Origin of the sequence: Pseudomonas sp. G5(2012), assembly GCF_000408945.1 — a bacterium.
Lineage (GTDB): Bacteria > Pseudomonadota > Gammaproteobacteria > Pseudomonadales > Pseudomonadaceae > Aquipseudomonas > Aquipseudomonas umsongensis.
In genome coordinates, this window is sequence record NZ_APIO01000044.1 from 60,717 (window position 1) to 86,431 (window position 25,715).

A 25,715-nucleotide genomic window follows, 5' to 3' on the forward strand; every position below is an offset into this window, starting at 1 on the left:
TGCGGTCCATTGCAGTCATTGTTACTGATCGAGAGCTGTCCCATGAGCACGCCCAACGTTGAAGCCGTCAAACTGGATGAACTGAACTGCTGGCGCATCCGCCACGGCCAGGCCGAATTGCTGGTGGCCCAGCAAGGCGCGCACATCCTCAGCTATCAAGTGGCCGGCCAGCCACCGCTGATCTGGCTCAACGACGAGGCCGTGTTCAAGGCGGGCAAAAGCATCCGCGCCGGTGTGCCAGTGTGCTGGCCGTGGTTCGGCAACCTGGCGCGCAACCCGCAGAGTGTCCAGGCAATGCGCATCAGCAGCGAACCCGCCGCCGCTCACGGGCTGGTACGGGCGATCGACTGGGAATTGGGCGGCATCGAGGCCGAGGGCGAAAGCCTGAAGATCGAGTTCCTCTTGCCTTGCCCCGAAGGCGGCTTGCCTGGCTGGCCGCACAAGGTCGACCTGAAGTTGAGCATTCGTCTGGATGAGCAACTGCATATCAGCCTGACCAGTCACAACCAGGGCACCGACACCGTCACGATCAGCCAGGCGCTGCACAGCTATTTCGCCGTCAGTGATGTGCGAAATGTGCATGTCGAAGGGCTGGACGGGCTGAGCTATATCGAGACGCTGGACGACTGGAAAACCGTGACCCAGTCCGGTGACTTGCACTTTACCGGCGAAACCGATCGCATTTACCTCGATACGCCGACCCAGCTCAGCATTGTCGACCCGTCCTGGGAGCGGCGTATCGAGCTCACCAGTTCCGGTTCACGTTCGGCTGTAATCTGGAACCCATGGACCGAACGCGCCGCGGCTTTCAGCGACATGGCCGACGATGGCTGGCAACGCATGCTGTGCATTGAAACGGCAAATGTGATGGGTGATGTGGTGGCTTTGGCTCCGGGGGCCAGTCATACACTCGGCGTGAGTATTGGCAGCAAAGTGCTTTAAGATCAAAAGATCGCAGCCTGCGGCAGCTCCTACACAGATCCCTGTAGGAGCTGCCGCAGGCTGCGATCTTTTTGCTTCACTCGATCACAGGTCCGATTCCTGCACCACCCTCACCTTCGCCGCGTCCAGCGCATACGCCGCATCCGCCAGGTCATTGCTGACCTTCTCGATCTTCAGCGTGCCGGTCACCCACAGCGGCGTGTAGATATCCTCCAGCTTCAAACCCTTGGGATAACGCACCAGCACCAATTGATTGGGTGGCGGCGGCGGTACGTGGATGCAGGCCCCCGGGTATGGCACAAGGAAAAACAAGGTGCTGCGGCCCTTGGCGTCGGACTCCAGCGGTACCGGATAGCCACCGATACGGATTTCCTTGTCGTTCATGGACGCTACGGTCTTGGTCGAATACATCACCGCGGGCAAGCCCTTGCTCTGCTTCATGCCACCTTTTTCAGTGAAGGTGCCATTGGCTTCCGGAGAGTCGTGGTCGATTTCAGGCATGGCCTCGAGGGCTTTCTGGTCCGACTTGGGCATCAGTTCGAGCCAGTCGGTTTCCGGCAGCTCGCCGGCATGGGCAAGGCCCGTACTCAGTAAAACAAGAGTCAGCAGAAGACGTCGCATGAAAATGCCCGGTAGGGTTAAGGAGATCGCCGGGCATTCTAGTCCTCCCGGGCTGCGCAGCCGAGAGGACTTTGTCGCTTGAGTCAGTTCTTTTTGATCAAGCCGTAGATCACCAGCAAGATGACGGCGCCCACCAGTGCGCCGATGAAGCCTGCGCCTTCACCCGCTTGATAGAGACCCAGAGCCTGGCCGCCGTAGGTGGCTGCCAGCGAACCGCCGATACCAAGCAGGATGGTCATGATCCAGCCCATGCTGTCATCGCCCGGTTTAAGGAAGCGTGCCAGCAGGCCGACGATCAAGCCGATAAAGATGGTTCCGATGATTCCCATGGCATTTCCCTCTGATTAAATGGCAGTGTCCAAAGCCTAGTCAGACTTTGGCATCCTGCCATGAGAGAACGGCGGTCCCTGAATGGTTCCGCCGCTGCCACATGAAACTGTTTTACTCGGCGATGAGCGCTTCGACCTTGAGGATCTGTGCGGCCAGCGTTTCGCGGTCTGCACAGCGCAGATTGGCGTGACCCACCTTGCGGCCGACCTTGAATGCCTTGCCGTAGTGATGCAGGTGGCAATCGGCGATGGCCAGGACTTTGTCGGTCTCCGGCACTTTACCGATGAAGTTCAGCATTGCGCTTTCGCCGACCTTGGCGGTTGAACCCAGCGGCAGGCCGGCGACCGCCCGCAGGTGGTTTTCGAACTGGCTGCACTCGGCACCTTCGGTGGTCCAGTGCCCGGAATTGTGTACGCGCGGGGCAATTTCGTTGGCCTTCAGGCCCCCGTCGACTTCAAAGAACTCGAACGCCATCACGCCAACATAATTCAGCTGCTTGAGCACACGGCTGGAATAATCTTCGGCCAAGGCTTGCAACGGGTGATCGGTGCTGGCCACGGACAGCTTGAGGATGCCACTGTCGTGGGTGTTATGTACCAGCGGATAGAACCTGGTTTCGCCATCGCGGGCGCGCACGGCGATCAGCGAGACTTCGCCGGTGAAGGGTACGAAACCTTCCAGCAGGCAAGCCACGCTGCCCAGCTCGGCGAAAGTGCCAACCACATCTTCAGCTGTACGCAGGACTTTCTGGCCCTTGCCGTCGTAACCCAGGGTGCGGGTTTTCAGCACGGCTGGCAGACCGATGGAAGCCACGGCGGCGTCCAGATCGGCTTGCGACTGAATGTCGGCGAACGCCGGGGTTGGAATGCCCAGGTCCTTGAACATGCTCTTTTCGAACCAGCGATCACGAGCGATGCGCAGGGCTTCGGCACTCGGGTAAACCGGCACGAACTGCGACAGGAACGCCACGGTTTCCGCCGGGACGCTCTCGAACTCAAAAGTCACCAGATCGACTTCATCGGCCAGCTGACGCAGGTGATCCTGATCGCCATAATCGGCGCGCAGGTGCTCGCCCAACGCGGCAGCACACGCGTCCGGCGCCGGGTCGAGGAAAGCGAAGTTCATACCCAGCGGAGTTCCCGCCAGCGCCAACATGCGACCCAATTGGCCGCCACCGATTACACCGATCTTCATCGTCAACAACCTCAGGCGATGCGTGGGTCTGGATTTTCCAGGACGCTGTCTGTCTGTTCAGCACGGAAGGTTTTCAGCACCGCGTGGAACTGCGGGTGCTTGGCGCCCAGGATACTCGCCGAAAGCAGGGCGGCGTTGATCGCACCGGCCTTGCCGATGGCCAGGGTGGCGACCGGAATGCCTGCTGGCATCTGCACGATGGAGAGCAGCGAATCGACGCCCGAGAGCATCGCCGACTGCACCGGCACGCCCAGCACCGGCAGATGGGTCTTGGCTGCACACATGCCAGGCAAGTGGGCTGCGCCACCGGCACCGGCGATGATCACCTCGATGCCACGCGCCTCGGCTTCTTCAGCGTACTGGAACAGCAGGTCCGGGGTGCGGTGGGCAGAGACCACTTTCACCTCGTAAGGGATGCCGAGCTTTTCCAGCATATCGGCGGTGTGGCTAAGGGTGGACCAATCGGACTTGGAGCCCATGATCACGCCAACCAATGCACTCATCGTCGTGCCTCTTCTCTCTGGGCGCCCGCAGGCGCATCAAAAAACAACAAGCCACGCAGAATGCGTGGCTTGATTGTACGAATTATGGCCAGGCGAACCGGCCGAAGGCCGCGCAGTATACCTCAATGAAGCAGATAAACAGCCCCCATTGCGACCATCTGTCACCCACCGCAAAGCACCGGATTTATTGACTCTAAGGTCAGTAGAAATACTCGCCATCGCCCCGCCCCCTGTAGGAGCACAGCTTGCTGGCGATGGCGATTTCGAAGACGCCATCGCCAGCAAGCTGTGCTCCTACAAAGGCATCGTTAACCGGCGGTGCCCTGCGCTGCCCCGCCCTCCAGCTTGCGCCACAACAACCGCACATTCGCCTTGCGCACCAGCGCACAGCGATACAGGCGGATCTCAAGCGGCACATGCCATTGCGGACCGCCACAGACCACCAACTCACCGCGTGCCAGTTCGGCGCGCACACTCAGTTGCGGCACCCAGGCAATCCCCAGCCCTTCCAGGGCCATGCTTTTCAGGCTATCGGCCATGGCGGTTTCATAAACAGTAGTAAAGCGCAGCGCGCGCTGGCGCAACAGCCCATTGACCGAGCGTCCGAGAAACGCACCCGCGCTGTAGGCCAGCAATGGCACGCTTGCCTCGCCCTCCAGGTCGAACAGGGGCTTGCCCTGCTCGTCTGCCGCGCACACCGGGAGCATTTCGGTGTGCCCAAGGTGCAAGGAAGGAAAAATCTCAGGGTCCATCTGCATGGCCGCGTCCGGGTCATAGAACGCCAGCATCAAGTCACAACCGCCCTCGCGCAACGCATGCACGGCGTCGCCAACGTTGGTGGCGACCAACCGTGTGGCGATGTTCAAGCCTTCATTGCGCAGTTGCGCGATCCAGCGAGGGAAAAACCCAAGAGCCAGTGAGTGTGCCGCCGCGACTTGCATCACTTCGCCCTGCCCGCCTTCCAGATGATGCAGGTGGCGCAGCACCTCACCGAGCTGCTCGACCACGGTACGCGCGGTAACCAGGAACAACTGGCCTGCCGCCGTCAGCTCGACCGGCGTGCGGGAGCGGTTGACCAGGGTCAATCCCAGCGCGGCTTCGAGGCTGCGGATTCGGCGGCTAAAGGCCGGTTGAGTCACAAAGCGGCGTTCCGCTGCCTGGGAGAAGCTGCGGGTGGCGGCCAGGGCACTGAAGTCCTCCAGCCATTTACTTTCCAGATTCATCACATCCTCCCGGACACGCACCAAATTAGGTCACACGCTCGCCGTCAACATGGCGTCACATGGGCATTATGCCGAATGTGCATAGGCCAGTGTTTAACAGCATTGGCCCAAAATTCTCCACAAGCCTAGCATTTGCAGTGTTCCGGCACAGCCCGGGTCCATATTGAGATGATTTCTATCATGTCCTCCGCTGCATCATTCCGCACAGAAAAAGACCTGCTTGGCGTACTCGAAGTACCGGCTCAAGCGTATTACGGCATCCAGACCCTGCGAGCGGTGAACAACTTCCGTCTCTCCGGCGTTCCGATCTCGCATTACCCGAAGCTGGTAGTCGGCCTGGCCATGGTCAAGCAAGCCGCCGCTGACGCCAACCGCGAGCTCGGTCACTTGAGTGAAGCCAAGCACGCGGCCATCAGCGAAGCCTGTGCACGACTGATCCGCGGCGATTTCCACGAAGAATTCGTGGTGGACATGATTCAAGGCGGCGCTGGCACTTCTACCAACATGAATGCCAACGAAGTCATCGCCAACATCGCGCTGGAGGCCATGGGTCACCAGAAGGGCGAATACCAGTACCTGCACCCGAACAACGACGTGAACATGGCGCAGTCGACCAACGACGCCTACCCGACCGCGATCCGCCTGGGTCTGCTACTGGGTCATGACGCGCTGCTGGCCAGCCTCGACAGCCTGATCCAGTCGTTCGCCGCCAAAGGTGAAGAATTCAGCCACGTCCTGAAGATGGGCCGTACCCAGCTGCAAGACGCTGTGCCGATGACCCTTGGCCAGGAATTCCGTGCGTTCGCCACGACCTTGGGCGAAGACCTGGCACGCCTGAAGACCTTGGCACCCGAGCTGCTGACCGAAGTGAACCTGGGCGGTACCGCAATCGGCACCGGCATCAACGCCGACCCGCGTTACCAGCACCTGGCCGTTCAGCGCCTGGCCACCATCAGCGGTCACCCGCTTGTACCGGCAGCCGACCTGATCGAAGCCACCTCTGACATGGGCGCCTTCGTGCTGTTCTCCGGCATGCTCAAGCGCACCGCGGTCAAGCTGTCGAAGATCTGCAACGACCTGCGCCTGCTGTCCAGCGGCCCACGAACCGGCATCAACGAAATCAACCTGCCGGCGCGTCAGCCAGGCAGCTCGATCATGCCAGGCAAGGTCAACCCGGTAATCCCGGAAGCCGTGAATCAGGTAGCGTTCCAGATCATCGGCAACGACTTGGCCCTGACCATCGCGGCCGAAGGCGGCCAGCTGCAACTGAACGTGATGGAGCCGCTGATCGCCTTCAAGATCTTCGACTCGATCCGCCTGTTGCAACGCGCCATGGACATGCTGCGCGAGCACTGCATCACCGGCATCACCGCCAACGAAGAACGTTGCCGTGAACTGGTCGAGCACTCGATCGGCCTGGTGACCGCGCTGAACCCGTACATCGGCTATGAAAACGCCACCCGTATCGCCCGCATCGCCCTCGAAAGCGGCCGCGGCGTATTGGAACTGGTGCGCGAAGAAGGTCTGCTCGACGACGCCATGCTCGCCGACATCCTGCGCCCGGAAAACATGATTGCCCCGCGTCTGGTGCCTCTGAAGGCTTAACCAACGCTGTAGCACCGCTCACCAGGTCGAGGGACTAGACACCTCTCACCTTTTGAGGGCTTGGAGATTTCTCTCCAAGCCCTTTTTTTTACAAGCGAAAAGATCGCAGCCTTCGGCAGCTCCTACGGGGGAATGCGGTCCCTGTAGGAGCTGCCGCAGGCTGCGATCTTTTGATCTTGCACCACAACCGTGCAGACGGACGGCACTGTCATCGGTATAGTGCCGCCCCTCTTCGCGTGAGCGGTCGTCGGTAGCGAGGCCACAACCCATGCGAAACCCGAACTAACAACAAACCCGCGATATGAATCCGGGACGAACTTCGCCTGATCCGTTATGCCGTGCGCGAACGGATGTAACACGATGTTTCTTCCTGGCCAGCATCTGCCTACACAAAAAACAGCGAGGAATAACCATGCTCGAAGTCATTAACGACTTCCTCTCAGGGAAAGTACTGATCGTGCTCATTGTCGGGCTCGGTAGCTACTTCACGATCCGCTCGCGTTTCGTTCAATTGCGTCACTTCTTCCACATGTTCGCGGTGTTCCGGGACAGCCTCAAAAGCAGCGCTGGGCAACTCAGCTCGTTCCAGGCCCTGATGCTCAGCCTTGCCGGTCGTGTCGGCGCAGGCAACATCGCCGGTGTCGGTATTGCCGTGACACTGGGCGGCCCCGGTGCCGTGTTCTGGATGTGGGTGACCGCACTGGTCGGCATGTCCAGCAGCTTCTTTGAATGCTCCCTCGGCCAACTCTACAAACGCACCGATGCCGACGGCACCTTCCGTGGCGGTCCGTCCTATTACATCCAGCACGGCCTGCAGAAGCGCTGGTTGGGAATGATCATGGCGTTCCTGCTGCTGATTACCTTCGGCTTCGCCTTCAACGGTTTGCAATCCCATGCCGTGACCCACTCGCTGAACAACGCTTTCGGCCTCGATACCACCTGGACCGGCCTTGGCCTTGCCGTACTGCTGGGCCTGGTGTTCATCGGCGGGATCAAGCGCATCGCCAAGGTCGCCGACCTGCTGGTGCCAGTGAAAACCCTGGTGTACATCGGCGTGACCATCTACGTGATCGTGCTGCAGTTCGATCAGGTACCGGGCATGCTGATGACCATCGTTAAAAGCGCCTTCGGCCTTGACCAGGCATTTGGCGGCCTGATCGGCAGCGCGATTATCATGGGCGTTAAACGTGGCGTATTCGCCAACGAAGCGGGCCTGGGCAGCGCGCCGAACGTGGCCGCGGTGGCCTCGGTCGAGCACCCCGTCGCCCAAGGCGTGGTTCAAGCGTTCAGTGTGTTCCTCGACACCTTCGTGATCTGCACCTGCACGGCCCTGCTGATCCTGCTCTCGGGCTTCTACACCCCGGGCTTCGAAGGCGACGGTATTGCCCTGACCCAGAACTCCCTGGCTGCCGTGGTCGGTGACTGGGGCCGGATGTTCATTTCCGTGGCGCTGGCGTTGTTCGTGTTCACCTCGATCCTCTACAACTACTATCTGGGTGAGAGCAACCTGCGCTTTTTGATCGGTGAAAACCGCAAGGCACTGATGGGCTACCGTGCGCTGGTTCTGGTGCTGATCTTCTGGGGCGCCATCGAAAACCTCGGGACCGTGTTCGCCTTTGCCGACATCACCATGACGATGCTCGCGTTCGTCAACCTGATCGCGCTGTTCCTGCTGTTCAAGGTCGGCATGCGCATCCTGCGCGACTACGATGACCAGCGTGCAGCCGGGATCAAGACGCCGGTGTTCGATTCGAGCAAGTTCCCGGACCTGGATCTGGATCGCCAGGCCTGGCCAGCCAATCCGCCTACAGTCACCACCAAGGCCGAAGCCGTGCCGCAAGGCGTGCCCGCAGCGCAACGCTGATCGGTTAAAGTGCGAAATCCCTTGTGAGAGCGGGCTTGCTCGCGAAAGCGGTGTATCAGACAACACTAATGTCGCCTGACACTCCCTCTTCGCGAGCAAGCCCGCTCCCACAGGACATCATCGTTCTCGGAGCAGCTCCATGAATTCCTCGACCTACCCTGCCGCCCAGCACGTCATGGTGCTCTACACGGGCGGCACCATCGGCATGCAAGCCAGTGCCCACGGCCTGGCGCCGGCGTCCGGTTTCGAAGCGCGGATGCGTGAGTACCTGCACAGCCAGCCTGATCTCGTGGTACCGCAATGGCGCTTTCGCGAAATGTCGCCGCTGATCGACAGCGCCAACATGACCCCGGCGTATTGGCAGCAATTGCGTGAAGCAGTGGTCGATGCCGTGGACGTGCAAGGTTGCGACAGCGTGCTGATCCTGCACGGCACCGACACCCTCGCCTACAGCGCCGCCGCCATGAGCTTTCAATTGCTCGGCCTGCACGCACGCGTTTGCTTTACCGGCTCGATGTTGCCGGCCGGCGTGACCGACAGCGATGCCTGGGAAAACCTCGGCGGCGCCCTGGTTGCATTGGGCCAGGGCCTGGCTCCGGGTGTGCACTTGTACTTCCACGGTGAATTGCTGGACCCAACCCATTGCGCGAAAGTGCGCAGTTTCGGCCGTCATCCGTTCAAGCGACTGGAACGTCAGGGTGGTGGTGCGAAAGCGTCTTCGATTCCGGCGCAACTGCATTACAACCAAGCCCGGCAACAGGCGAACGTTGCAGTGTTACCGCTGTTTCCCGGCATCGGCGCCGAAATACTCGATGGCCTGATCGACAGCGGTATTCAGGGCCTGGTGCTGGAATGCTACGGCAGCGGTACCGGGCCGAGCGACAATCCCGGGTTCCTCGCCAGCCTGGAACGGGCGCGGGACGCGGGCGTCGTGGTGGTGGCAGTCACGCAGTGCCACGAAGGTGGCGTAGAACTGGACGTGTATGAGGCGGGCAGTCGTTTGCGGGTGGCCGGTGTGCTTTCAGGTGGCGGCATGACCCGTGAAGCGGCGTTCGGCAAGCTGCATGGCTTGCTGGGGGCAGGACTTGAACCTGCGGAGGTCCGGCGGCTAATTGAACTGGACTTGTGTGGGGAGCTGGCCTGATACATCGAAGCTTACCCATCAGCCTGTTTCCCACGCTTTAAAACTTTCCGCCAGACACATCAGGTGTCTGGCGGAAAACCTCGTCGATCAACTTACACCTTGTACTTGAAGCAACCGTGCCAGGGCCTCGGCCTCAACCGGCCGGCTGATCAGATAGCCTTGCACTTCATCACAATGTTCGGCTTTCAAAAATTCAAGCTGCTCCAGCCGTTCCACGCCTTCAGCCACCACTTTCAATTTCAAGCCGTGCGCCATCGCAATGATTGCCCGAGTGATCGCCGCGTCTGCCGTACCCTCTCCCAGGCCCCGGATAAACGCCTGATCGATCTTCACGTAATCCACCGGGATGCGCTTGAGGTAGCTCAGGGACGAATACCCGGTGCCGAAATCGTCGATCGCCAGCGTAACGCCCAAATCACGCAGTTGCTGGAACGTCGCGATAATGTGCTCGACGCTATCGAGTAACTGGCTCTCGGTCAGTTCCAGCTCCAGGTAATGCGGCGCCAGTCCGGTTTCTTCCAGGACCTGACGCACCAGGCTAACCAGTTTGCCCTGACGCAATTGGTGCACCGACAGATTGACCGACACCCGAATTCCCTCAAGCCCCAGGCGCTGCCATTCGCAGGCTTGCCAGCAGGCCTGGCGCAAGACGAACTCGCCGATTGGGCCGATCAAACCGGTCTCCTCCGCCAAGCCAATGAAATCCCCCGGCGGCACACGCCCCATGGTCGGGTGGTCCCAACGCACCAAGGCCTCGGCAGCATTGAGCTTGCCCGTGGCGAGGCACAGCTTCGGTTGGTAAAACACCTTCAGTTGCTTATCTTCGACCGCTTTGCGCAGATGATTTTCCAGCTGCAGGCGCTCAAGGGTGCTGGCTTGCAAGCTATCGGTGTAGAACTGGAAATTGTTACCCCCCAAATGCTTGGCGTGCTGCATAGCCATGTTCGACTGACTGACCAATGCGGATATTTCCCGGGCGTTGTCCGGCAACAGGCTGATACCCATGGATGCGCTGACCACCAGCTCATGACCGTCGACGGTCACCGGCACACGCAATTTGGCCGACAAGCGAGTCGCCACTCGCGCCAGACTGGAGAGGTTGCCGTAGGCATTGAACAGGACAGCGAATTCATCGCCGGACAAGCGTGCGATGGTGTCTGCCTCGGGCAATGCGTTGACCAGGCGCCGGGCCATTTTCTGCAATAGCTGATCGGCCACCTCATGACCCAGGCTGTCGTTGAGCTGCTTGAAGCGATCCAGATTGATGTGCAACAAAGCCAGGCTGCGATAACCGCCCTGGCGTACCCGCTGATGTGCTTCGCTGAGTCGTTCGCGGAACATCGAGCGATTGGCCAGCCCCGTGAGTTCGTCGTGATGGGTCAGGTAGCGCATGCGCTCCTCGGATTCTCGCCTTGCCGAGAGATCCGCGAAGAAGCCCACGATATGACTGACATTTCCCCGAGTATCGCGTACGGCGGTCAATTGCAGCCATTGCGGATACATCTCGCCACTCTTGCGGGTTTCCACCAGCTCACCCTGCCAATTGCCGTGCTGCTCCAGGGTTAGATGGATCGCACCGTAATGCCGGCGCGCATCGCGACTGCAGGGCAACTCGACCACGTTGCGTCCAAGAACCTCCTCGATTTCATAGCCAGTGACCCGGCTGAAGGCTTGGTTGACCGCGATCACGGCATAATTCGGATCGAAAATCACAATGCCTTCGCTGGCGGCCTCGAACACGGTCGCCGCCAGTTGCAGTTGCTCTTCCTGGACCTTGCTGACACTGATATCGCGCCGCGTGCCCACCATGCGAATCACCCGGCCGTTGGCGGCACGTTCCACCGCCCGTCCGCGGTCCTCGATCCACACCCAATGGCCATCGCCATGCCGCACGCGGTACTCGATCTGGTAATCCTCGGTGCGCCCCTTCAAATGCTCGACCAACGCCTTTTTCAGTGCAGGAAGGTCGTCGGGATGCAAGCGCGGTTTGAGGTGGCGCAATAATGCCGTCACCTGGTCCGGCTCCAGGCCGAACAATTCCTGGATCTGCGTGTGATGGACTTCATCGGTTTGCAGGTTCCAGTCCCACAACCCCAGTTCGCTGGCCTTCAGTGCCAGTGCCAGGCGCGCCTCACTCTTGCTCAGCGCCTGGTTGGCCGCGTCCAGCTCCAGACTGCGCTGGGCGACACGGTTTTCCAGGTCGACCTGGATTTCGCGTAATTCGTCTTCGGCACGCCGACGCTGATCGATTTCCCTGGCCAGCTTTTGATTGAGCTGATCGCTGCAGTTCTGCGCCTGCTGCAGATTCTCGATCAGCGCCTGATTCTGGAAGCGTCGCAACAGGCCCCGATCGATCAGCCGGTTCACTTGCCAGGCAACCACACTCAGCGCACCCAGCAAAATCAAGCCGAACCAGCCCCAACCGTGCTCATCCCCACCCCAGAACATATAGGCAATGGCCGGCAACAGGCAGGGTAAGGTGAAGGACAGGAACGCCGGCAAACTCACCGCATAGGCCACGCTGGCCGACAGCGCCGCGGCGCCGATCAGGCCAAAGACCCAGGCTTGTTGAATGAAGTTATCGGCAGGAACCAGAGCAATACCGGCGCCAGCCAGGGTCAGGCCCGTGAGACCCGAGCCCAGTAAAAACATGCGCCGCCAGATCGGATGAGCCTGGCGGTTGGGAATCGCCGAATCGAAGGCCGCCACCTGGATCACCCGCAATGCCACCAGCGACAGCAACCACACCAGCCAGACACTGACCAGGAAGTAGCGCTGCGGACTCCAGAGCAATCCGGCGCAGACCAGGCCATTGATCAACATGAACAGCGTGGGCAGCAAGGACCCCTGATACAACAGACGCGTGCGTTCGACCGCCATTTCCATGGCGTATTGTTTACGAATAACCCTGGGCTCCACAGTAGGGCCCGACAGGTCGAAGCTGAGGGTCATAGGCAGTGTTCTTGTTCTTATAATGATGAGCATGTGCCCGAAACGTCGACGGAGCATACACAAGCCAATGCCCGGACCAAACTGCTCCCGATCAAAAAACAGACCAAAGTATCAGCCGCCAGCGGTGGCAAAATGCCGCCAAACAGGCACGGCAAACGATTGCAGCCGATGACTGACCGGTCGTCCCTTGCGTAACTTTCATCGGCTAAAACGAAGCGGGGTTTGCCCGGGGTGACGCGGCCCCCTAGAATGGCCCGATGCGCGATGATCTCTCCCTTCTGCTGAACTCTCTCAACGATGCCCAACGCCAGGCCGTAGCTGCCTCCGTGGGTCGTCAGTTGGTCCTGGCCGGTGCTGGTTCCGGTAAAACCCGAGTGCTGGTGCACCGTATCGCCTGGTTGATCCAGGTCGAAAACGCCTCGCCCCACTCCATCCTGTCGGTGACCTTCACCAACAAGGCTGCTGCCGAGATGCGCCATCGCATCGAGCAGCTGATGGGTATCAACCCGGCCGGCATGTGGGTCGGCACCTTCCACGGCCTGGCGCACCGCTTGCTGCGGGCGCACTGGCAGGAAGCCGGCCTGAGCCAGACCTTCCAGATTCTCGACAGCGACGACCAGCAACGCCTGGTCAAGCGGGTGATCCGCGAGCTCGGCCTGGACGAACAGCGCTGGCCCGCCCGTCAGGCCCAATGGTTCATCAACGGGCAGAAAGACGAAGGTCTGCGCCCGCAACACATTCAAGCCAGCGGCGACCTGTTCCTGGCGACCATGCGCAGCATTTATGAGGCCTACGAGGCCGCGTGCCTGCGCGCCGGTGTCATCGACTTCTCCGAATTGCTGCTGCGCGCCCTCGACCTGTGGCGCGATCACCCTGGCTTGCTGGCGCACTATCAGAAGCGCTTCCGGCACATTCTGGTGGACGAGTTCCAGGACACCAACGCCGTGCAGTACGCCTGGTTGCGCCTGCTGGCCAAAGGTGGCGACAGTCTGATGGTGGTCGGCGACGACGACCAGTCGATCTATGGCTGGCGTGGCGCGAAAATCGAGAACATCTACCAGTACTCCGAAGACTTCCCGGACGCCGAAACCATTCGCCTGGAGCAGAATTACCGCTCCACCGCAGGCATCCTCAAGGCCGCCAATGCCTTGATCGCCAACAATACCGGACGCTTGGGCAAAGAGTTGTGGACCGACGGCGGCGACGGCGAAGCGATCAACCTGTACGCCGCGTTCAACGAACACGACGAAGCTCGCTACGTTGTCGAAACCATCGAAAGTGCGCTGAAAACCGGCTTGGCTCGCAGCGATATCGCGATTCTGTATCGTTCCAACGCCCAATCGCGCGTGTTGGAAGAAGCCTTGCTGCGCGAGCGCATTCCCTACCGCATCTACGGCGGCCAGCGCTTCTTCGAACGTGCTGAAATCAAGAACGCCATGGCCTACCTGCGATTGCTCGAAGGCCGTGGCAACGATGCCGCGCTGGAACGGGTGATCAACGTGCCAGCCCGGGGCATCGGCGAGAAAACCGTCGAAGCGATCCGCGACCACGCCCGCCACAGTGATGTGTCGATGTGGGAAGCGATGCGCCAGCTGGTGGCCAATAAAGGCGTTACCGGCCGCGCAGCCGGCGCGCTGGGCGCGTTTGTCGAGTTGATCGAGAACCTTGCCGCCAAGTGCATGGAAATGCCGTTGCACCTGATGACCCAGACCGTCATCGAACAGTCGGGGCTGATCGCCTATCACGAAGCGGAAAAAGGCGAGAAGGGCCAGGCCAGGGTAGAAAACCTTGAGGAACTGGTCAGCGCGGCGCGCAACTTCGAAAACAGCGAAGAGGACGAGGACCTGACGCCACTGGCAGCCTTCCTCGGTCACGCCTCGCTGGAAGCCGGCGATACCCAGGCCGACGAACACGAAGACAGCATTCAATTGATGACCCTGCACAGCGCCAAGGGCCTGGAATTTCCCTATGTGTTCCTGGTGGGCATGGAAGAAGGCCTGTTCCCGCACAAGATGAGCCTGGAAGAGCCCGGCCGTCTTGAGGAAGAACGTCGCCTGGCCTATGTCGGCATCACTCGGGCCATGCAGAACCTGGTGATGACCTATGCCGAAACCCGACGCCTCTACGGCAGCGAGACCTACAACAAGGTTTCGCGGTTCGTACGCGAAGTGCCCAAGGGCCTGATTCAGGAAGTACGGCTTTCCAACAGCGTCAGCCGGCCGTACGGCGGCAATCAGTCGATGAGTGGCAGCAATCTGTTCAGCGGCAGCGAGATTCCGCAGACCGGCTTCAGCCTGGGCCAGACTGTACGCCACTCGATCTTCGGTGACGGCGTGATCCTCAACTTCGAAGGCGCCGGAGCGGCGGCTCGGGTACAGGTTAACTTCAGCGAAGGCAGCAAGTGGCTGATGCTGGGGTATGCCAAGCTGGAAGCGATCTAAAGACCGCCGCTCCCACAGGGTTATGCATCGTCTGAACTGAAAGAAAACGACTCATGGGCTCAGGCTTCTTTTCTTCCTGGACATTCTGGGCCCTGTTATCGGCAGCATTCGCGGCAATGACCGCCATTTTCGCGAAGATCGGTGTCGAAAACGTCAATTCAGACTTCGCCACCCTGATACGCACGGTGGTGGTGCTGGTCAGCCTGGCCTTGATTTTGTGCGCCACGGGCCAATATCAGTCTTTAGGATCGATCTCCTCCAGAAGCTACCTGTTCCTGTTGTTGTCGGGCCTTGCCACCGGTGCCTCGTGGATTTGCTACTTCCGCGCACTCAAGGTCGGCCCGGCCTCACTGGTTGCCCCTGTGGACAAACTCAGCGTGGTGCTGGTAGCCGTGCTCGGTGTGGTCCTGCTGGGCGAGAAGCTTGATCTGCGCCAATGGAGTGGGGTCGGCCTGATCACGGCGGGCGTCATCATGCTCGCGCTGCGACGATAGACATCCTTCTTACAGAACTTATCCACTTTTCCTACAGACCAAAGTTAACAAGCCCTATTGCACTGACTGAAGCTGAATGCAACCTGTCAGGCAAAAGCTCGAAACACTCTGCCGCTAGCCAGTAACACTTCAGCTGTGCAACATGGCGCGCGTGCCTTCCACAAATGGGAATTCCCTTTATGAAACGTTTTCTTAGCATCGCCATGGCGTTGTGCATCGGCTTGACGATGAGCCTCGACGCCAATGCCGCCAAGCGCTTTGGTGGTGGCAAAAGCGCAGGCGCTGCGCCGACACACCAGACCAGCCAGATGGCTCCTTCTTCTCCAGGCATGGGCGGCGCTGCAGCGACCGCTGGTGCAGCCGGTGCCGCTGGCGCCGCAGCCAAGGCCGGTGGCGCTTCGCGCTGGCTCGGCCCTCTGGCCGGCATCGCCGCTGGTGGCCTGCTGGCATCCATGTTCATGGGCGACGGTTTCCAGGGCATGCAGATCCTCGACATCCTGATCATGGCGGTCATCGCGTTCCTGGTCTTCCGCTTCATCGCCGCTCGTCGTCGCAAGCAGCAGCCGCAAATGGCTCCGGCAGGCTACGCGCCGATGCAGCGTGAGGCGTTCGAACAGAAGTCTGCTGGCGGTTCGATCTTCGGTGGCGCGGCAGCACCGGTTGCCGCTCGTCCGGTAATCAACGCTCCGGCCTGGTTCAACGAACACAACTTCATCGAAGCTGCGCGCAATCACTTCCAGTCCCTGCAGCAACACTGGGACGCGAACGAAATGGACAAGATCGCCGAGTTCGTGACCCCGCAAATGCTGGAGTTCCTCAAGCGCGAACGTGCTGACCTGGGTGACGGCTTCCAGTCCACCTACATTGATAACCTGAATGTGCAATTGGACGGCGTAGAAGATCGTGCCGACAAGACCATCGCCACCCTGACCTTCAGCGGCGTGTCGAAGACCTCGCGTTTCGACCAGGGCGAAGTGTTCAGCGAAAGCTGGAACATGGAACGTGCACAGGGCGAAAACCAGCCTTGGCTGGTGGCTGGTATCCGCCAGAACGGCTGATTCCCCTCCGCGCTTCACTTGTTGTAATAAAAACCCCAGCCTCGGCTGGGGTTTTCTATTTCGCGGTTGCATCTATAGCGAGCTACTGTATAAACCGCCCCATATAAACCGCGCCATACAAGCAAGAGGATCCCGGACGTGGAAGAAATCATCGAACAACTGCGTGAAGCCAACGAACCGGTACCGGTCCCCTTGGAGTTGCCCGACGAAGATCTGCTGGTCGAAATCGAAGAACAACTGTTCATCGACATTCCGTTCGTCTTCAGGGAGTTCCTGCTGACCGTCAGCGACGTGGTCTATGGCAGCCTGGAGCCCGTGACCGTCACGGACCCGCAATCCCACACTTACCTGCCGGACGTTGCCGCCAACGCCTGGGATGCAGGCGTCGATCGCAGCCTGATCCCGATCTGCCAGGACGGCGACGACTACTACTGCGTCGAAGAAGACGGCACCGTAGTGCTTTGGCAGGCCGAAGAAGAGCTGATCGCCGAAGAAACCTGGGAATCGGTATGGCACTGGGCGCGGGACGTCTGGCTGGAAAGCTGAGCCGTTCGACGCCCCTCACATGATCAATGCCCCGGCGAATCCTTGTGGTTTTCCAGGGTATCGAGCAAGGCTACCTGCATCCGTGTGTGCACTCGGATGAACCAGCGCCAGAGCAACGCCGCTACGGCGGCCGCGACCACGGCGATCAGGACCAGTAACTTGTTGGTCGGCAGAATACTGGCCGACAAGGCTGCCAGCAGCAGGAAAATCACCAGCAGCGAGAGGATCGGGATCACTTCGGAGATCACCCGGCGCACTCGCTGCGTGTGACGACCCGCCATCTCCGGTTTGACACCCATTTCCGCCAGCAACATCGACAACGCCTTGAGCTTGCGATACGCGGCAATCAGGAAAGGCAGCGACAGTAGCAGCGCCCCACCCCAGATCAGCGCTTTCTGCCAGCTCGAGTCGCTGATCCAGTCTTGCAGATAGGTAGACATGCCTTCGGCAAAGTAAGCACCGGCGAAGAAGATCGCAATCACCAATGCCAGATTGACCCCCACCTGCAGCAAAATCCGCCGAATCATCGAAGCCAGCAACGCACCCTCGCCCTGCGGTTGAATACTGCGCAGCCATTCGCCATACATCCCCAACACCCGAGCCAGCCGTTGCGGCATCACCGCGGCCAGCTTGATCGACAGCGGGTCGGCCGCGCGGATCAGATAGGGCGTCATTAGCGTGGTGAGCACCGAGACCGCCACGGCCACCGGGTAAAGGAAGTTACTGGTGACCTGCAGGGTCATGCCCAGCGATGCAATGATGAAAGAGAATTCGCCAATCTGCGACAGCCCCATCCCGACGCGAAGCGAAGTTCGTCCGTCATTGCCGGCGATGAAGGCGCCAAGGCCGCAGGACAGCATCTTGCCGAGCACCACCGCCACGGTGATCACCGCAATTGGCCAGGCGTATTGCAGCAAAATCATCGGGTCGAGCATCAACCCGATCGCCACGAAGAAGATCGCGCTGAACAAATCGCGAACCGGTTCGATCAAGCGCTCAATTTTCAGCAACTGACGAGACTCAGCCATGATCGCGCCAATCAGGAACGCACCGAGCACCATGCTGTACTCAAGCTTGACCACCAGCAGGCAGAAGCCAAAACACAGGCCCAGCACGGTGATCAGCAGCATTTCGTTGCTCTCGAACTTGGCCACGTACGCCAGCAAGCGCGGCACCAGCAAAATGCCAATGACCAGCGCGACGATCATGAACAGCGAAAGCTTGCCGACAGTGGAGAACACTTCGCCCGAACTGACCGTGCCGCTGACCGCGATACTGGACAGCAAGGCGATGATGCCGATACCGAGGATGTCTTCGACGATCAGTACGCCGAAAATCAACTGCGCAAAGCGCTGATTTTTCATCTTCAGGTCATTGAGTGCCTTGACGATGATGGTGGTCGAGGAAATGGCCAGGATCGCCCCGAGAAATAGCGAGTCCATTGTGTTCCAATCGAACCAGCGGCCGATTTCGTAGCCGATCCAGATCATCAGAACGATTTCCAGGAACGCCGCGATAAACGCCGTGGCACCGACCTTGAACAGCTTGCGCAGGCTGAACTCCAGGCCCAGGCAGAACATCAGGAAAATCACCCCCAGCTCCGCCAGGGTCTTGATGGTTTCTTCATCGTGGATCAGGCCGAACGGTGGAGTGTGCGGGCCAATAATGAAGCCGGCCACAATGTAGCCCAGCACCACCGGTTGCTTGAACCGATGGAACAGTACGGTCACCACGCCCGCAACCAACATGATCACTGCCAGATCCTGAATAAAACTGATGGCATGCATGGCGTGGGCTCCTTGGGTGCATTGGCTTAATCATCGGACGCGGCTAAGTGTCCGATTCGAGCAGCGTAAAATTCTGCTTTGCGTGTAGGACTTTTCCCTTGGTCCGGGCTTTTGCAGGGTAACACCGCGACTTCCGGCGAAAAGGCGGTGCAATATATGGAAACAGATCGATCAGGCGTGACGGCGGCCGCCCGCGCGGCGTCCCGATATCTGTTGGTTTGAAAAAACCGCTGAAGCGCCCGCAGAGGTGCGTCCCTCAAACCTTGCCTTGACCCGTGAGAACGCTATGGAACCCGGAAACGCCCAGCTGTCGATGACAGTATTGATGACCCCCGACATGGCCAATTTCTCTGGCAATGTTCATGGTGGCACCCTGCTCAAATACCTCGACGAAGTGGCCTACGCCTGCGCCAGCCGCTATGCCGGCCGCTATGTGGTGACCTTGTCGGTAGACCAGGTGATTTTCCGCGAGCCGATCCATGTCGGTGAACTGGTGACCTTCCTGGCGTCGGTCAATTACACCGGCAACACCTCCATGGAGGTGGGCATCAAGGTGGTGACCGAGAATATCCGTGAGCGCTCGGTACGCCATACCAACAGTTGCTTCTTCACCATGGTCGCCGTGGATGACCAGCGCAAGCCCGCCCCGGTGCCGCCGCTGCAACCTGTAAACAGCGAAGACAAGCGCCGTTATATGCAGGCCCAACAACGCCGTCAGATTCGCCAGGAACTGGAAAAGCGTTATCAGGAAATCAAGGGCGACGCTTAAAGCAAAGGATCGCAGCCTCTGTAGAAGCTACCGCAGGCTGCGATTTTTTTCGCCGTAACCGGATTACAAACTGATCGGCGTGGCCTCGAACCGCACGCGCGGATGGGTGATCCGGTCCTGAGCCCGAACCAGTTCCATTTCGTAACTGGCGCAGGCTTGCGTCTCCAGCAACACTTCATGCACCGCCGACGCGGCGAATTCGAAAGCCGCCACCAGGCTGTCGCCCAGCAGGACGCGGGCCAGGAACAACCCGGACGTCAGGTCGCCAACACCCACCGGCTGACGCGGAAAAGCCAGCAGCGGACGCTGCAGGTGCCAGCTGCCTTCGGCCGTCACCAACAACATCTCAAAGACATCGGTTTTTTTGCCGGGATAATCCAGGTGCTTGACCAACACCGCCTTCGGCCCGCGTGCCAGCAGCGCCCGCGCCATCGCCAGGCAATCGAACAGCGACTGCGGCTTGCGCCCCGAGAAGCTGTCGAGCTCCAGTTGATTGGGGCACATGAAATCGGCCACGCTGGCGGCCTCCTCCAGCAGGAAATCGCTGACTTCCGCCGGTACGCTGCAGCCCTTCTCCGGATGGCCCATCACCGGGTCACACAGGTACAACGCCTTGGGATTGATCGATTTGATCTTCGCCACACCCGTCAGGATCGCCCTGCCCTGGGCTGCACTGCCGAGGTAACCGGACAGCACCGCATCGCAATTGCCCAGCTCGCCAATGGCCGCGATACCGTCGACCAGATCGGGAATCTGGTGCGGTGCCAATACGTCACCCGACCACTGGCCGTATTGGGTGTGATTGGAAAACTGCACGGTGTTAAGCGGCCAGACATTCACCCCGACCCGCTGCATCGGGAAAACCGCGGCACTGTTGCCTGCGTGACCGAACACCACGTGGGACTGGATAGCAAGCAGATGGGGTGTACGTTTCATGCGGTGAGTTATCCGTAAAACGATTGAAATTCGTGCCGCGCAGTATGCGACTAAACGCAGCCTGTACGACAGACCAACGACACAGTTAAGCTGACACTATCTTGTTGGAGCGCCCTGTAGATGCTGACCCTTGGAAATATTCTAGTGCTGATGCTTTTCGCTACCGCGGCTGCCTGGCTATGGCACAACCACGGCTTGCGCGAACACGCACTCGAGCGGGTCAAGCAGCATTGCGCCAAGCTCGGGATCGAGTTGCTGGATGGCAACGTAGCATTGAAAAAAATCGCGTTCATCAAGGATGCCAATGGTCGGCGACGATTGGCCCGTGTGTATAACTTCGAATTCACTGTAACCGGCGAAACCCGCCACAACGGCACCATCACCCAATTCGGCCCACACAGCGCACAGATCGAACTGGCGCCTTATCCTGTGCCATTCGACGACACCGCCACGGTGGTCGACGTGGTCAAGCCGCGTGCCGAGGTGATCGAATTGAGCCAGTGGCGGCAGGAACATACCAAGTGGCGGCCTTGAACTAACGCAACTGGCGATCCCTGTAGAAGCTGCCGCAGGTTCGGCCTGCGTTCGGACAATCTTTTGATCCTCACCCCAACCGACAGCCGTCCAGTCCTCGTTGCAGCACCTGAACATCCTGCATCTGACTGAAAATAAGCTCAATCCGCGAGTCCTGGCGCCATTCGCTGGACCGCCATTCCAGCGCCGCATTATCCAGCGCATTCGCCGACATCCACCCCTCGACGCTGTGGATAACCAGCTTGGCCCGCCGCCAATCAAGGCCTGCGAGCCACCGAGCGATCCTGTTAGTGTCAAAGGTCTGGCTCGGATGCCAGCGCCAACCAATGCTCCAGCTGTCCTCCTGCGCCTGGCTCAAGCAAATCGGTAGCGCCGGATCGGTCCAGATCGCCGGCAACTGTGCCAACCCCTTGGGCGCCACGAAGTTATCCACACCCGCCACAGCCTGCGCGGCCAGGCCAGGCAATTGGCTCAATGGCAAGGCTGCATGGTGCGCCCAATACAATGGGCGTTCCGGCAACTGCGCGACAAGGCGTTGCCGAGCGATTTCATCAAGGTGTTCCGCCTTGTTCAGCAGCAACAGGCCGGCACTCTCCAACGCCTCCTGTTGCGCCGGCGGGAGCGGCTTGCCAGCAGCCAGCGCCTTGGCGTCCAGTACCAGAACGCAGGGCTGGACACTCAGGACACCTTGCCACGGCGCTTCACGCAACTGCCGGAGCAACTGCGCCGGATGCCCCAACCCGGACGGCTCGATGAACAGTCGATCCGGTCGCGCCTTGCGTAATAAACGGCCGAGACCGACCTGAAACGGCGCACCGTTGACGCAACACAAACAGCCCCCGGCCACTTCACCCAGTGCGATACCATCGGCATCACGGGTCAACAACGCGGCATCGATACCGATCTGTCCGAATTCGTTGATCAGCACCGCCCAGCGCTCGCCAGCGGGACGTTGCGCCAGCAGGTGGCTGATCAGGCTGGTCTTACCGGCCCCCAGTGGCCCGGCGATGACATGGGTGGGTATGTTCTGCAACATGATCGAAGGTGTCTTGGGAGGTAAGAATGCGGTGGATAGGCGTGTCGTTGCTGCTGGCGCTCAATAGTGGCGAGGCGCTGGCCCAGGCTTGCGTGGTCCACAGCCAGGCGGAACGGCTTGACGTGAAAGTCTGCCAGCAAAACCGCAACATTCCGCAAAAACTGTTCGCCGATGGATTCTGCCAGCCAACCCTTGCAGGGCAGAAAGTCGAAGTGCAGTACGTCGACCAATGCCCTGGTGGGGCGTTCGGCCTGTGCAGCAACGCCCAAGTCGCCAATATGCCTTACCGGCAGGATATTCACTATTACGGCGTTGCCACGGATGCGGCGTATTTGAAGCCGTTTTGCGAAGCCCAGAGCCAGGGAACCTGGCTCGAGCCTTGAGGATCAAGCGGCCTCTTCATACCAAGGGCCAAACGGATCAGGCAACGAGCACCAGCTCTCTGCGCCTGGCGCCATCTCTTCATCGCTCAACAGACAATCGTCCAGCTCGGCGGCAAGTTGCGCGAAATCGACGTTCTGGCCGATGAACACCAGTTCCTGCCGGCAATCGCCACTATCAGCGTCCCAGTTCTGCAGGATGGCGGCGGTGCTTTCCTGATCCTGCGGCCACTGATCCTTCGGCACGAAACGCCACCAGCGCCCGGCAAAACCATAACGCATCATTCCGCCGGCCTGGGACCAACTGTCAGCGTCCGTGTGTTTGCTCGCCAACCAGAAGAAGCCCTTGGAGCGAAACAGCTTGCCATTGAGCCACGGGCCATCGATGAAATTGAAGAAGCGTTGCGGATGAAAGGGGCGACGCGCGCGATAGGCGTAGGACGCGATGCCATATTCATCGGTTTCCGGCACGTGTTCACCACGCATTTCCTGCAACCAGCCCGGTGCCTGCGCCGCTTTCTCGAAGTTGAAACGACCGGTATCGAGGATCTTCTCCAACGGCACTTCGCCCATGACCATCGGGATGATTAGCGCCTGCGCATTGAGGCGTTCAAGAATCGCCGTCAGCTCCTCGCGTTCTCGGCTACTGATCAAGTCAATCTTGCTGATCAGGATGACGTCGGCGAATTCGATCTGCTCGATCAACAGATCGGTGATCGCGCGTTCATCTCCCTCGCCCAGCGTTTCGCCACGTGACGCCAGGCTTTCGGCAGCCTGGAAATCGAGCAGGAAATTCATGCCATCGACCACGGTAACCATCGTGTCGAGCCGGGCGATGTCGGTGAGGCTCTGGCCGTTTTCATCGCGGAAGGTAAAGGTCTCCGCTACTGGCAGCGGCTCTGAAATGCCAGTTGATTCGATCAACAAGTAATCAAAACGACCCTCCCCGGCGAGCGAGCTAACCTCCTTCAGCAAGTCTTCCCGCAACGTGCAGCAGATGCAGCCGTTGCTCATCTCCACAAGTTTCTCTTGCGCACGATTGAGACTGACATCGCGCTGGACTTCACTGCCGTCGATATTGATTTCACTCATGTCATTGACGATGACAGCAACGCGCAGACCATTTCTATTACGTAGTATGTAATTAAGAAGTGTACTTTTTCCGGCTCCAAGAAAGCCCGAGAGGACTGTCACGGGAAGGCGATTTGGCATCAGAAGCTCCTCACAGGGTACCCGGTGAAATTATCGGGCTTGTCTTAATGTTATCATATAACATTACACAACAAACTCCACTATGGACCTGCTCATGAATGCGCTGACTCTGCCGGATATCGCCGCGCAGGCTTTACGCCAAGCCCACCCATTGGAATGGGTGGGCATGTGTGGCATTGCTCTTCCTGTTTTACTCGACGGCAAAAAATTGCCTGCGACGGCCGACGCGGGTGTGAGCCTCGATAACGGCGAGGCGCGTGGGATTCATATGTCGCGGCTGTATCTGGGGTTGGAAACGCTTGAGCAAGAAACGCTATCGCCCGGTCTGCTACGACGGGTTTTGCATAGTTTCCTGATCAGTCACGAAGGGCTATCAAACAACGCCTACCTGACTATTCACACCGATTTGCTGCTGAAAAGACCGGCATTGGTCAGTCCTCTGTCTGGCTGGAAAAGCTATCCCGTCAGCATCGAAGCACGTTTGAAAAACCAGATGTTCCACGTGGAACTAAAAATGGCACTGCCTTATTCCTCAACCTGTCCTTGTTCAGCCGCGCTGTCCCGACAACTGATCCAACAGCAATTCGTCGATAATTTTGCCAACCGGACTTTGCATCACGACGAAGTACTCGCTTGGCTCGGTTCCCCTGAAGGCATTGTTGCGACGCCCCATAGTCAACGCAGTACGGCGCAACTGAGTCTGCGATTGCACGAGAGCCTGGATGAATTGCCGCTGGTCGCAATCATCAACGACGCCGAGGCAGCCCTCGGCACCGCCGTACAAACCGCTGTCAAACGGGCTGATGAACAGGCGTTCGCCTTGGCTAATGGTCAGAACCTGATGTTTTGCGAAGACGCTGCTCGACGCTTGAACCTGGCCCTGAAACGCTCACCCGGCGTCAGTGGGTTCCAGATACGCGTCATCCATGCTGAAAGCCTGCATGCCCACGATGCCGTTGCCGAGAGTCGGTGGAACTGGGAGGCCGCATAATCCATTTACAGGCATTGCGCCAGGCTCTGTACCGAAGTTATGGCGCGCATCAACAATCAATCTGCTGCGCGCCTACAGGGCTTTCTAGAAAGAGTTTTGAGTGGGCACGACAAACGTCTACATGACAGCGGCCGGGTTTTGGATCTAAGGTTAAGCCGCTGACGCATGTGATCGAAGCATTCGAGAACAAAAACTATGATCCAGATCACTCTGCCCGATGGTTCATTGCGTGAATACGATCAACCGCTGTCCGTACATGAGATTGCCGCGAGTATTGGCCCCGGGCTGGCCAACGCTGCAGTAGCGGGTCGGGTGGACGGCCTGTTGGTCGACTGTGAGTTCGTGATCCGGGCCAATGCCAGGGTCAGCATCGTTACGCCCCAGGAACCCGACGGCCTGGAGATCCTCCGGCGCTCCTGTTCGCTGATGCTGGCGATGGCAGTCAAGCAATTGCATTCCCATGCTCAATTGCGAACCGGCTCGGCGTTGGGTGACGGGTTCTATTGTGAGTTCGCTGTCGAACGTCCAATGAGGACCGCTGACCTGCCGCTGATCGAAGCGCGTATGCAATCATTGGCGGCGGCCAACCACTCGATCCGTCGCAATCGCAACCACTCGCCCTCTTGCGCCGATCTGTCGCTGTATCGCCTGGGGGATACCGACTATGTGACGAGCGGCCCTCATGTGCCCACCACCAGGGTCTTACAAGCTTTCGCCCTCGATCACATCAACGGAACCTTGCAGCAAAGGATCTATGGTACCTGCTGGTCCAACCACCACGAGCTGCAGCATTGGCGCCTGCCAGCCCATGTGGTGGTGGTCAGCATGGATGACCGGCAGGCAAGTTACGCACACGCAGTTACCGAACACTTGCGCCGCAGTGGTGTGCGTGCCCTGGCGGACCTGCGTAACGAAAAAGTTCGCCACAAGATTCGACATCACAGTCAGACGGTGCCGTACCTGGTGGTGGTTGGTGAACAGGAAAGAGCTGGCGGGTATGTCAGCGTGCGCAATCGCAATGGAGAGGATTTTGGCAGGATGAAGGTTGAGGCGGTGTGCGAGTGGTTAGGTCAGCCGGGGATTGGAGGTGGCTGAACGGACGTCTTCGCGGGCAAGCCTCGCTCCTACAAAAAAGCAAGGCTCGCCCCGATGA

At 59.5% G+C, this 25,715-nt stretch carries 23 protein-coding genes; 13 read left to right on the forward strand and 10 right to left on the reverse strand.

Going from position 1 to position 25,715, the window contains the following annotated elements; translation table 11 throughout:
- The first annotated feature begins 42 nt into the window (after nt 1-42).
- Nucleotides 43-942 (forward strand): D-hexose-6-phosphate mutarotase, encoded by a 900-nt coding sequence (locus PG5_RS14850; protein WP_020797936.1) that lies wholly within the window; start codon nt 43-45, stop codon nt 940-942.
- Between the two features lie 84 nt (nt 943-1,026).
- Here the strand turns inward: PG5_RS14850 and PG5_RS14855 are convergent, their stop codons facing one another.
- The 5 genes from PG5_RS14855 to PG5_RS14875 form a co-directional block, all read right to left on the reverse strand.
- On the reverse strand, nt 1,027-1,563 hold the full coding sequence (locus PG5_RS14855) for a DUF3299 domain-containing protein (RefSeq protein WP_020797937.1): 537 nt from the start codon (nt 1,561-1,563) through the stop codon (nt 1,027-1,029).
- An 83-nt stretch (nt 1,564-1,646) separates the two neighbouring features.
- A complete protein-coding gene (locus tag PG5_RS14860; RefSeq protein ID WP_020797938.1) occupies nt 1,647-1,892 on the reverse strand; it encodes a GlsB/YeaQ/YmgE family stress response membrane protein in 246 nt (81 codons plus the stop codon).
- Nucleotides 1,893-2,004: 112 nt separating this feature from the next.
- Nucleotides 2,005-3,087, reverse strand: coding sequence for a 5-(carboxyamino)imidazole ribonucleotide synthase (locus tag PG5_RS14865; RefSeq protein ID WP_020797939.1), 1,083 nt, complete (start codon nt 3,085-3,087; stop codon nt 2,005-2,007).
- Between the two features lie 11 nt (nt 3,088-3,098).
- Nucleotides 3,099-3,590, reverse strand: a complete 492-nt coding sequence (gene purE, locus PG5_RS14870; RefSeq protein ID WP_007971731.1) for a 5-(carboxyamino)imidazole ribonucleotide mutase — start codon at nt 3,588-3,590, stop codon at nt 3,099-3,101.
- A 308-nt stretch (nt 3,591-3,898) separates the two neighbouring features.
- On the reverse strand, nt 3,899-4,813 hold the full coding sequence (locus PG5_RS14875; protein ID WP_020797940.1) for a LysR substrate-binding domain-containing protein: 915 nt from the start codon (nt 4,811-4,813) through the stop codon (nt 3,899-3,901).
- Between the two features lie 180 nt (nt 4,814-4,993).
- Here PG5_RS14875 and aspA point away from each other — a divergent pair, with 180 nt between their 5' ends.
- From aspA to PG5_RS14890, 3 genes are all read left to right on the forward strand, one after another.
- Nucleotides 4,994-6,418, forward strand: coding sequence for an aspartate ammonia-lyase (aspA, locus tag PG5_RS14880; RefSeq protein WP_020797941.1), 1,425 nt, complete (start codon nt 4,994-4,996; stop codon nt 6,416-6,418).
- A gap of 412 nt (nt 6,419-6,830) precedes the next feature.
- Nucleotides 6,831-8,282 carry a sodium:alanine symporter family protein gene (locus tag PG5_RS14885; protein ID WP_020797942.1) on the forward strand — a complete coding sequence of 484 codons (1,452 nt, stop codon included), beginning with the start codon at nt 6,831-6,833 and terminating at the stop codon, nt 8,280-8,282.
- A gap of 139 nt (nt 8,283-8,421) precedes the next feature.
- Nucleotides 8,422-9,426 (forward strand): asparaginase, encoded by a 1,005-nt coding sequence (locus PG5_RS14890; protein WP_020797943.1) that lies wholly within the window; start codon nt 8,422-8,424, stop codon nt 9,424-9,426.
- An 87-nt stretch (nt 9,427-9,513) separates the two neighbouring features.
- On the opposite strand, the gene PG5_RS14895 is transcribed toward PG5_RS14890, so the two are convergent.
- On the reverse strand, nt 9,514-12,378 hold the full coding sequence (locus PG5_RS14895; protein ID WP_020797944.1) for an EAL domain-containing protein: 2,865 nt from the start codon (nt 12,376-12,378) through the stop codon (nt 9,514-9,516).
- A gap of 257 nt (nt 12,379-12,635) precedes the next feature.
- Between PG5_RS14895 and uvrD the strand changes: the two genes are divergently transcribed.
- The 4 genes from uvrD to PG5_RS14915 all read left to right on the forward strand — a co-directional run bounded on the left by uvrD (nt 12,636) and on the right by PG5_RS14915 (nt 16,917).
- Complete coding sequence (gene uvrD, locus PG5_RS14900; protein WP_020797945.1) at nt 12,636-14,819, forward strand: DNA helicase II; 2,184 nt, start codon at nt 12,636-12,638, stop codon at nt 14,817-14,819.
- A gap of 53 nt (nt 14,820-14,872) precedes the next feature.
- The gene (locus tag PG5_RS14905; RefSeq protein WP_020797947.1) at nt 14,873-15,313 is read left to right on the forward strand and encodes an EamA family transporter; all 441 of its coding nucleotides are present in this window, start codon (nt 14,873-14,875) and stop codon (nt 15,311-15,313) included.
- A gap of 179 nt (nt 15,314-15,492) precedes the next feature.
- The gene (locus tag PG5_RS14910) at nt 15,493-16,371 is read left to right on the forward strand and encodes a Tim44 domain-containing protein (protein ID WP_020797948.1); all 879 of its coding nucleotides are present in this window, start codon (nt 15,493-15,495) and stop codon (nt 16,369-16,371) included.
- A gap of 138 nt (nt 16,372-16,509) precedes the next feature.
- Nucleotides 16,510-16,917: an SMI1/KNR4 family protein gene (locus PG5_RS14915; protein ID WP_003187120.1), complete on the forward strand. Its 408-nt coding sequence runs from the start codon at nt 16,510-16,512 to the stop codon at nt 16,915-16,917.
- A gap of 23 nt (nt 16,918-16,940) precedes the next feature.
- Here the strand turns inward: PG5_RS14915 and PG5_RS14920 are convergent, their stop codons facing one another.
- Nucleotides 16,941-18,704 (reverse strand): cation:proton antiporter, encoded by a 1,764-nt coding sequence (locus PG5_RS14920; protein WP_020797949.1) that lies wholly within the window; start codon nt 18,702-18,704, stop codon nt 16,941-16,943.
- Nucleotides 18,705-18,990: 286 nt separating this feature from the next.
- On the opposite strand from PG5_RS14920, the gene PG5_RS14925 reads away from it, so the two are divergent.
- Nucleotides 18,991-19,473, forward strand: coding sequence for an acyl-CoA thioesterase (locus PG5_RS14925; protein WP_020797950.1), 483 nt, complete (start codon nt 18,991-18,993; stop codon nt 19,471-19,473).
- Nucleotides 19,474-19,536: 63 nt separating this feature from the next.
- Here the strand turns inward: PG5_RS14925 and pdxY are convergent, their stop codons facing one another.
- On the reverse strand, nt 19,537-20,409 hold the full coding sequence (gene pdxY / locus PG5_RS14930) for a pyridoxal kinase PdxY (RefSeq protein ID WP_020797951.1): 873 nt from the start codon (nt 20,407-20,409) through the stop codon (nt 19,537-19,539).
- Nucleotides 20,410-20,529: 120 nt separating this feature from the next.
- On the opposite strand from pdxY, the gene PG5_RS14935 reads away from it, so the two are divergent.
- Nucleotides 20,530-20,943: a DUF3301 domain-containing protein gene (locus PG5_RS14935; protein ID WP_020797952.1), complete on the forward strand. Its 414-nt coding sequence runs from the start codon at nt 20,530-20,532 to the stop codon at nt 20,941-20,943.
- Nucleotides 20,944-21,013: 70 nt separating this feature from the next.
- Here the strand turns inward: PG5_RS14935 and PG5_RS14940 are convergent, their stop codons facing one another.
- The gene (locus PG5_RS14940) at nt 21,014-21,979 is read right to left on the reverse strand and encodes a GTP-binding protein (protein WP_020797953.1); all 966 of its coding nucleotides are present in this window, start codon (nt 21,977-21,979) and stop codon (nt 21,014-21,016) included.
- A 26-nt stretch (nt 21,980-22,005) separates the two neighbouring features.
- Between PG5_RS14940 and PG5_RS14945 the strand changes: the two genes are divergently transcribed.
- On the forward strand, nt 22,006-22,362 hold the full coding sequence (locus tag PG5_RS14945; protein WP_042955427.1) for a hypothetical protein: 357 nt from the start codon (nt 22,006-22,008) through the stop codon (nt 22,360-22,362).
- Nucleotides 22,363-22,365: 3 nt separating this feature from the next.
- On the opposite strand, the gene zigA is transcribed toward PG5_RS14945, so the two are convergent.
- Complete coding sequence (zigA, locus tag PG5_RS14950; protein ID WP_020797955.1) at nt 22,366-23,571, reverse strand: zinc metallochaperone GTPase ZigA; 1,206 nt, start codon at nt 23,569-23,571, stop codon at nt 22,366-22,368.
- A 94-nt stretch (nt 23,572-23,665) separates the two neighbouring features.
- Here zigA and folE2 point away from each other — a divergent pair, with 94 nt between their 5' ends.
- Nucleotides 23,666-24,562, forward strand: coding sequence for a GTP cyclohydrolase FolE2 (gene folE2, locus PG5_RS14955; RefSeq protein WP_020797956.1), 897 nt, complete (start codon nt 23,666-23,668; stop codon nt 24,560-24,562).
- A 195-nt stretch (nt 24,563-24,757) separates the two neighbouring features.
- Nucleotides 24,758-25,657, forward strand: coding sequence for a His/Gly/Thr/Pro-type tRNA ligase C-terminal domain-containing protein (locus tag PG5_RS14960; protein ID WP_020797957.1), 900 nt, complete (start codon nt 24,758-24,760; stop codon nt 25,655-25,657).
- The last annotated feature ends 58 nt before the right edge of the window (nt 25,658-25,715 follow it).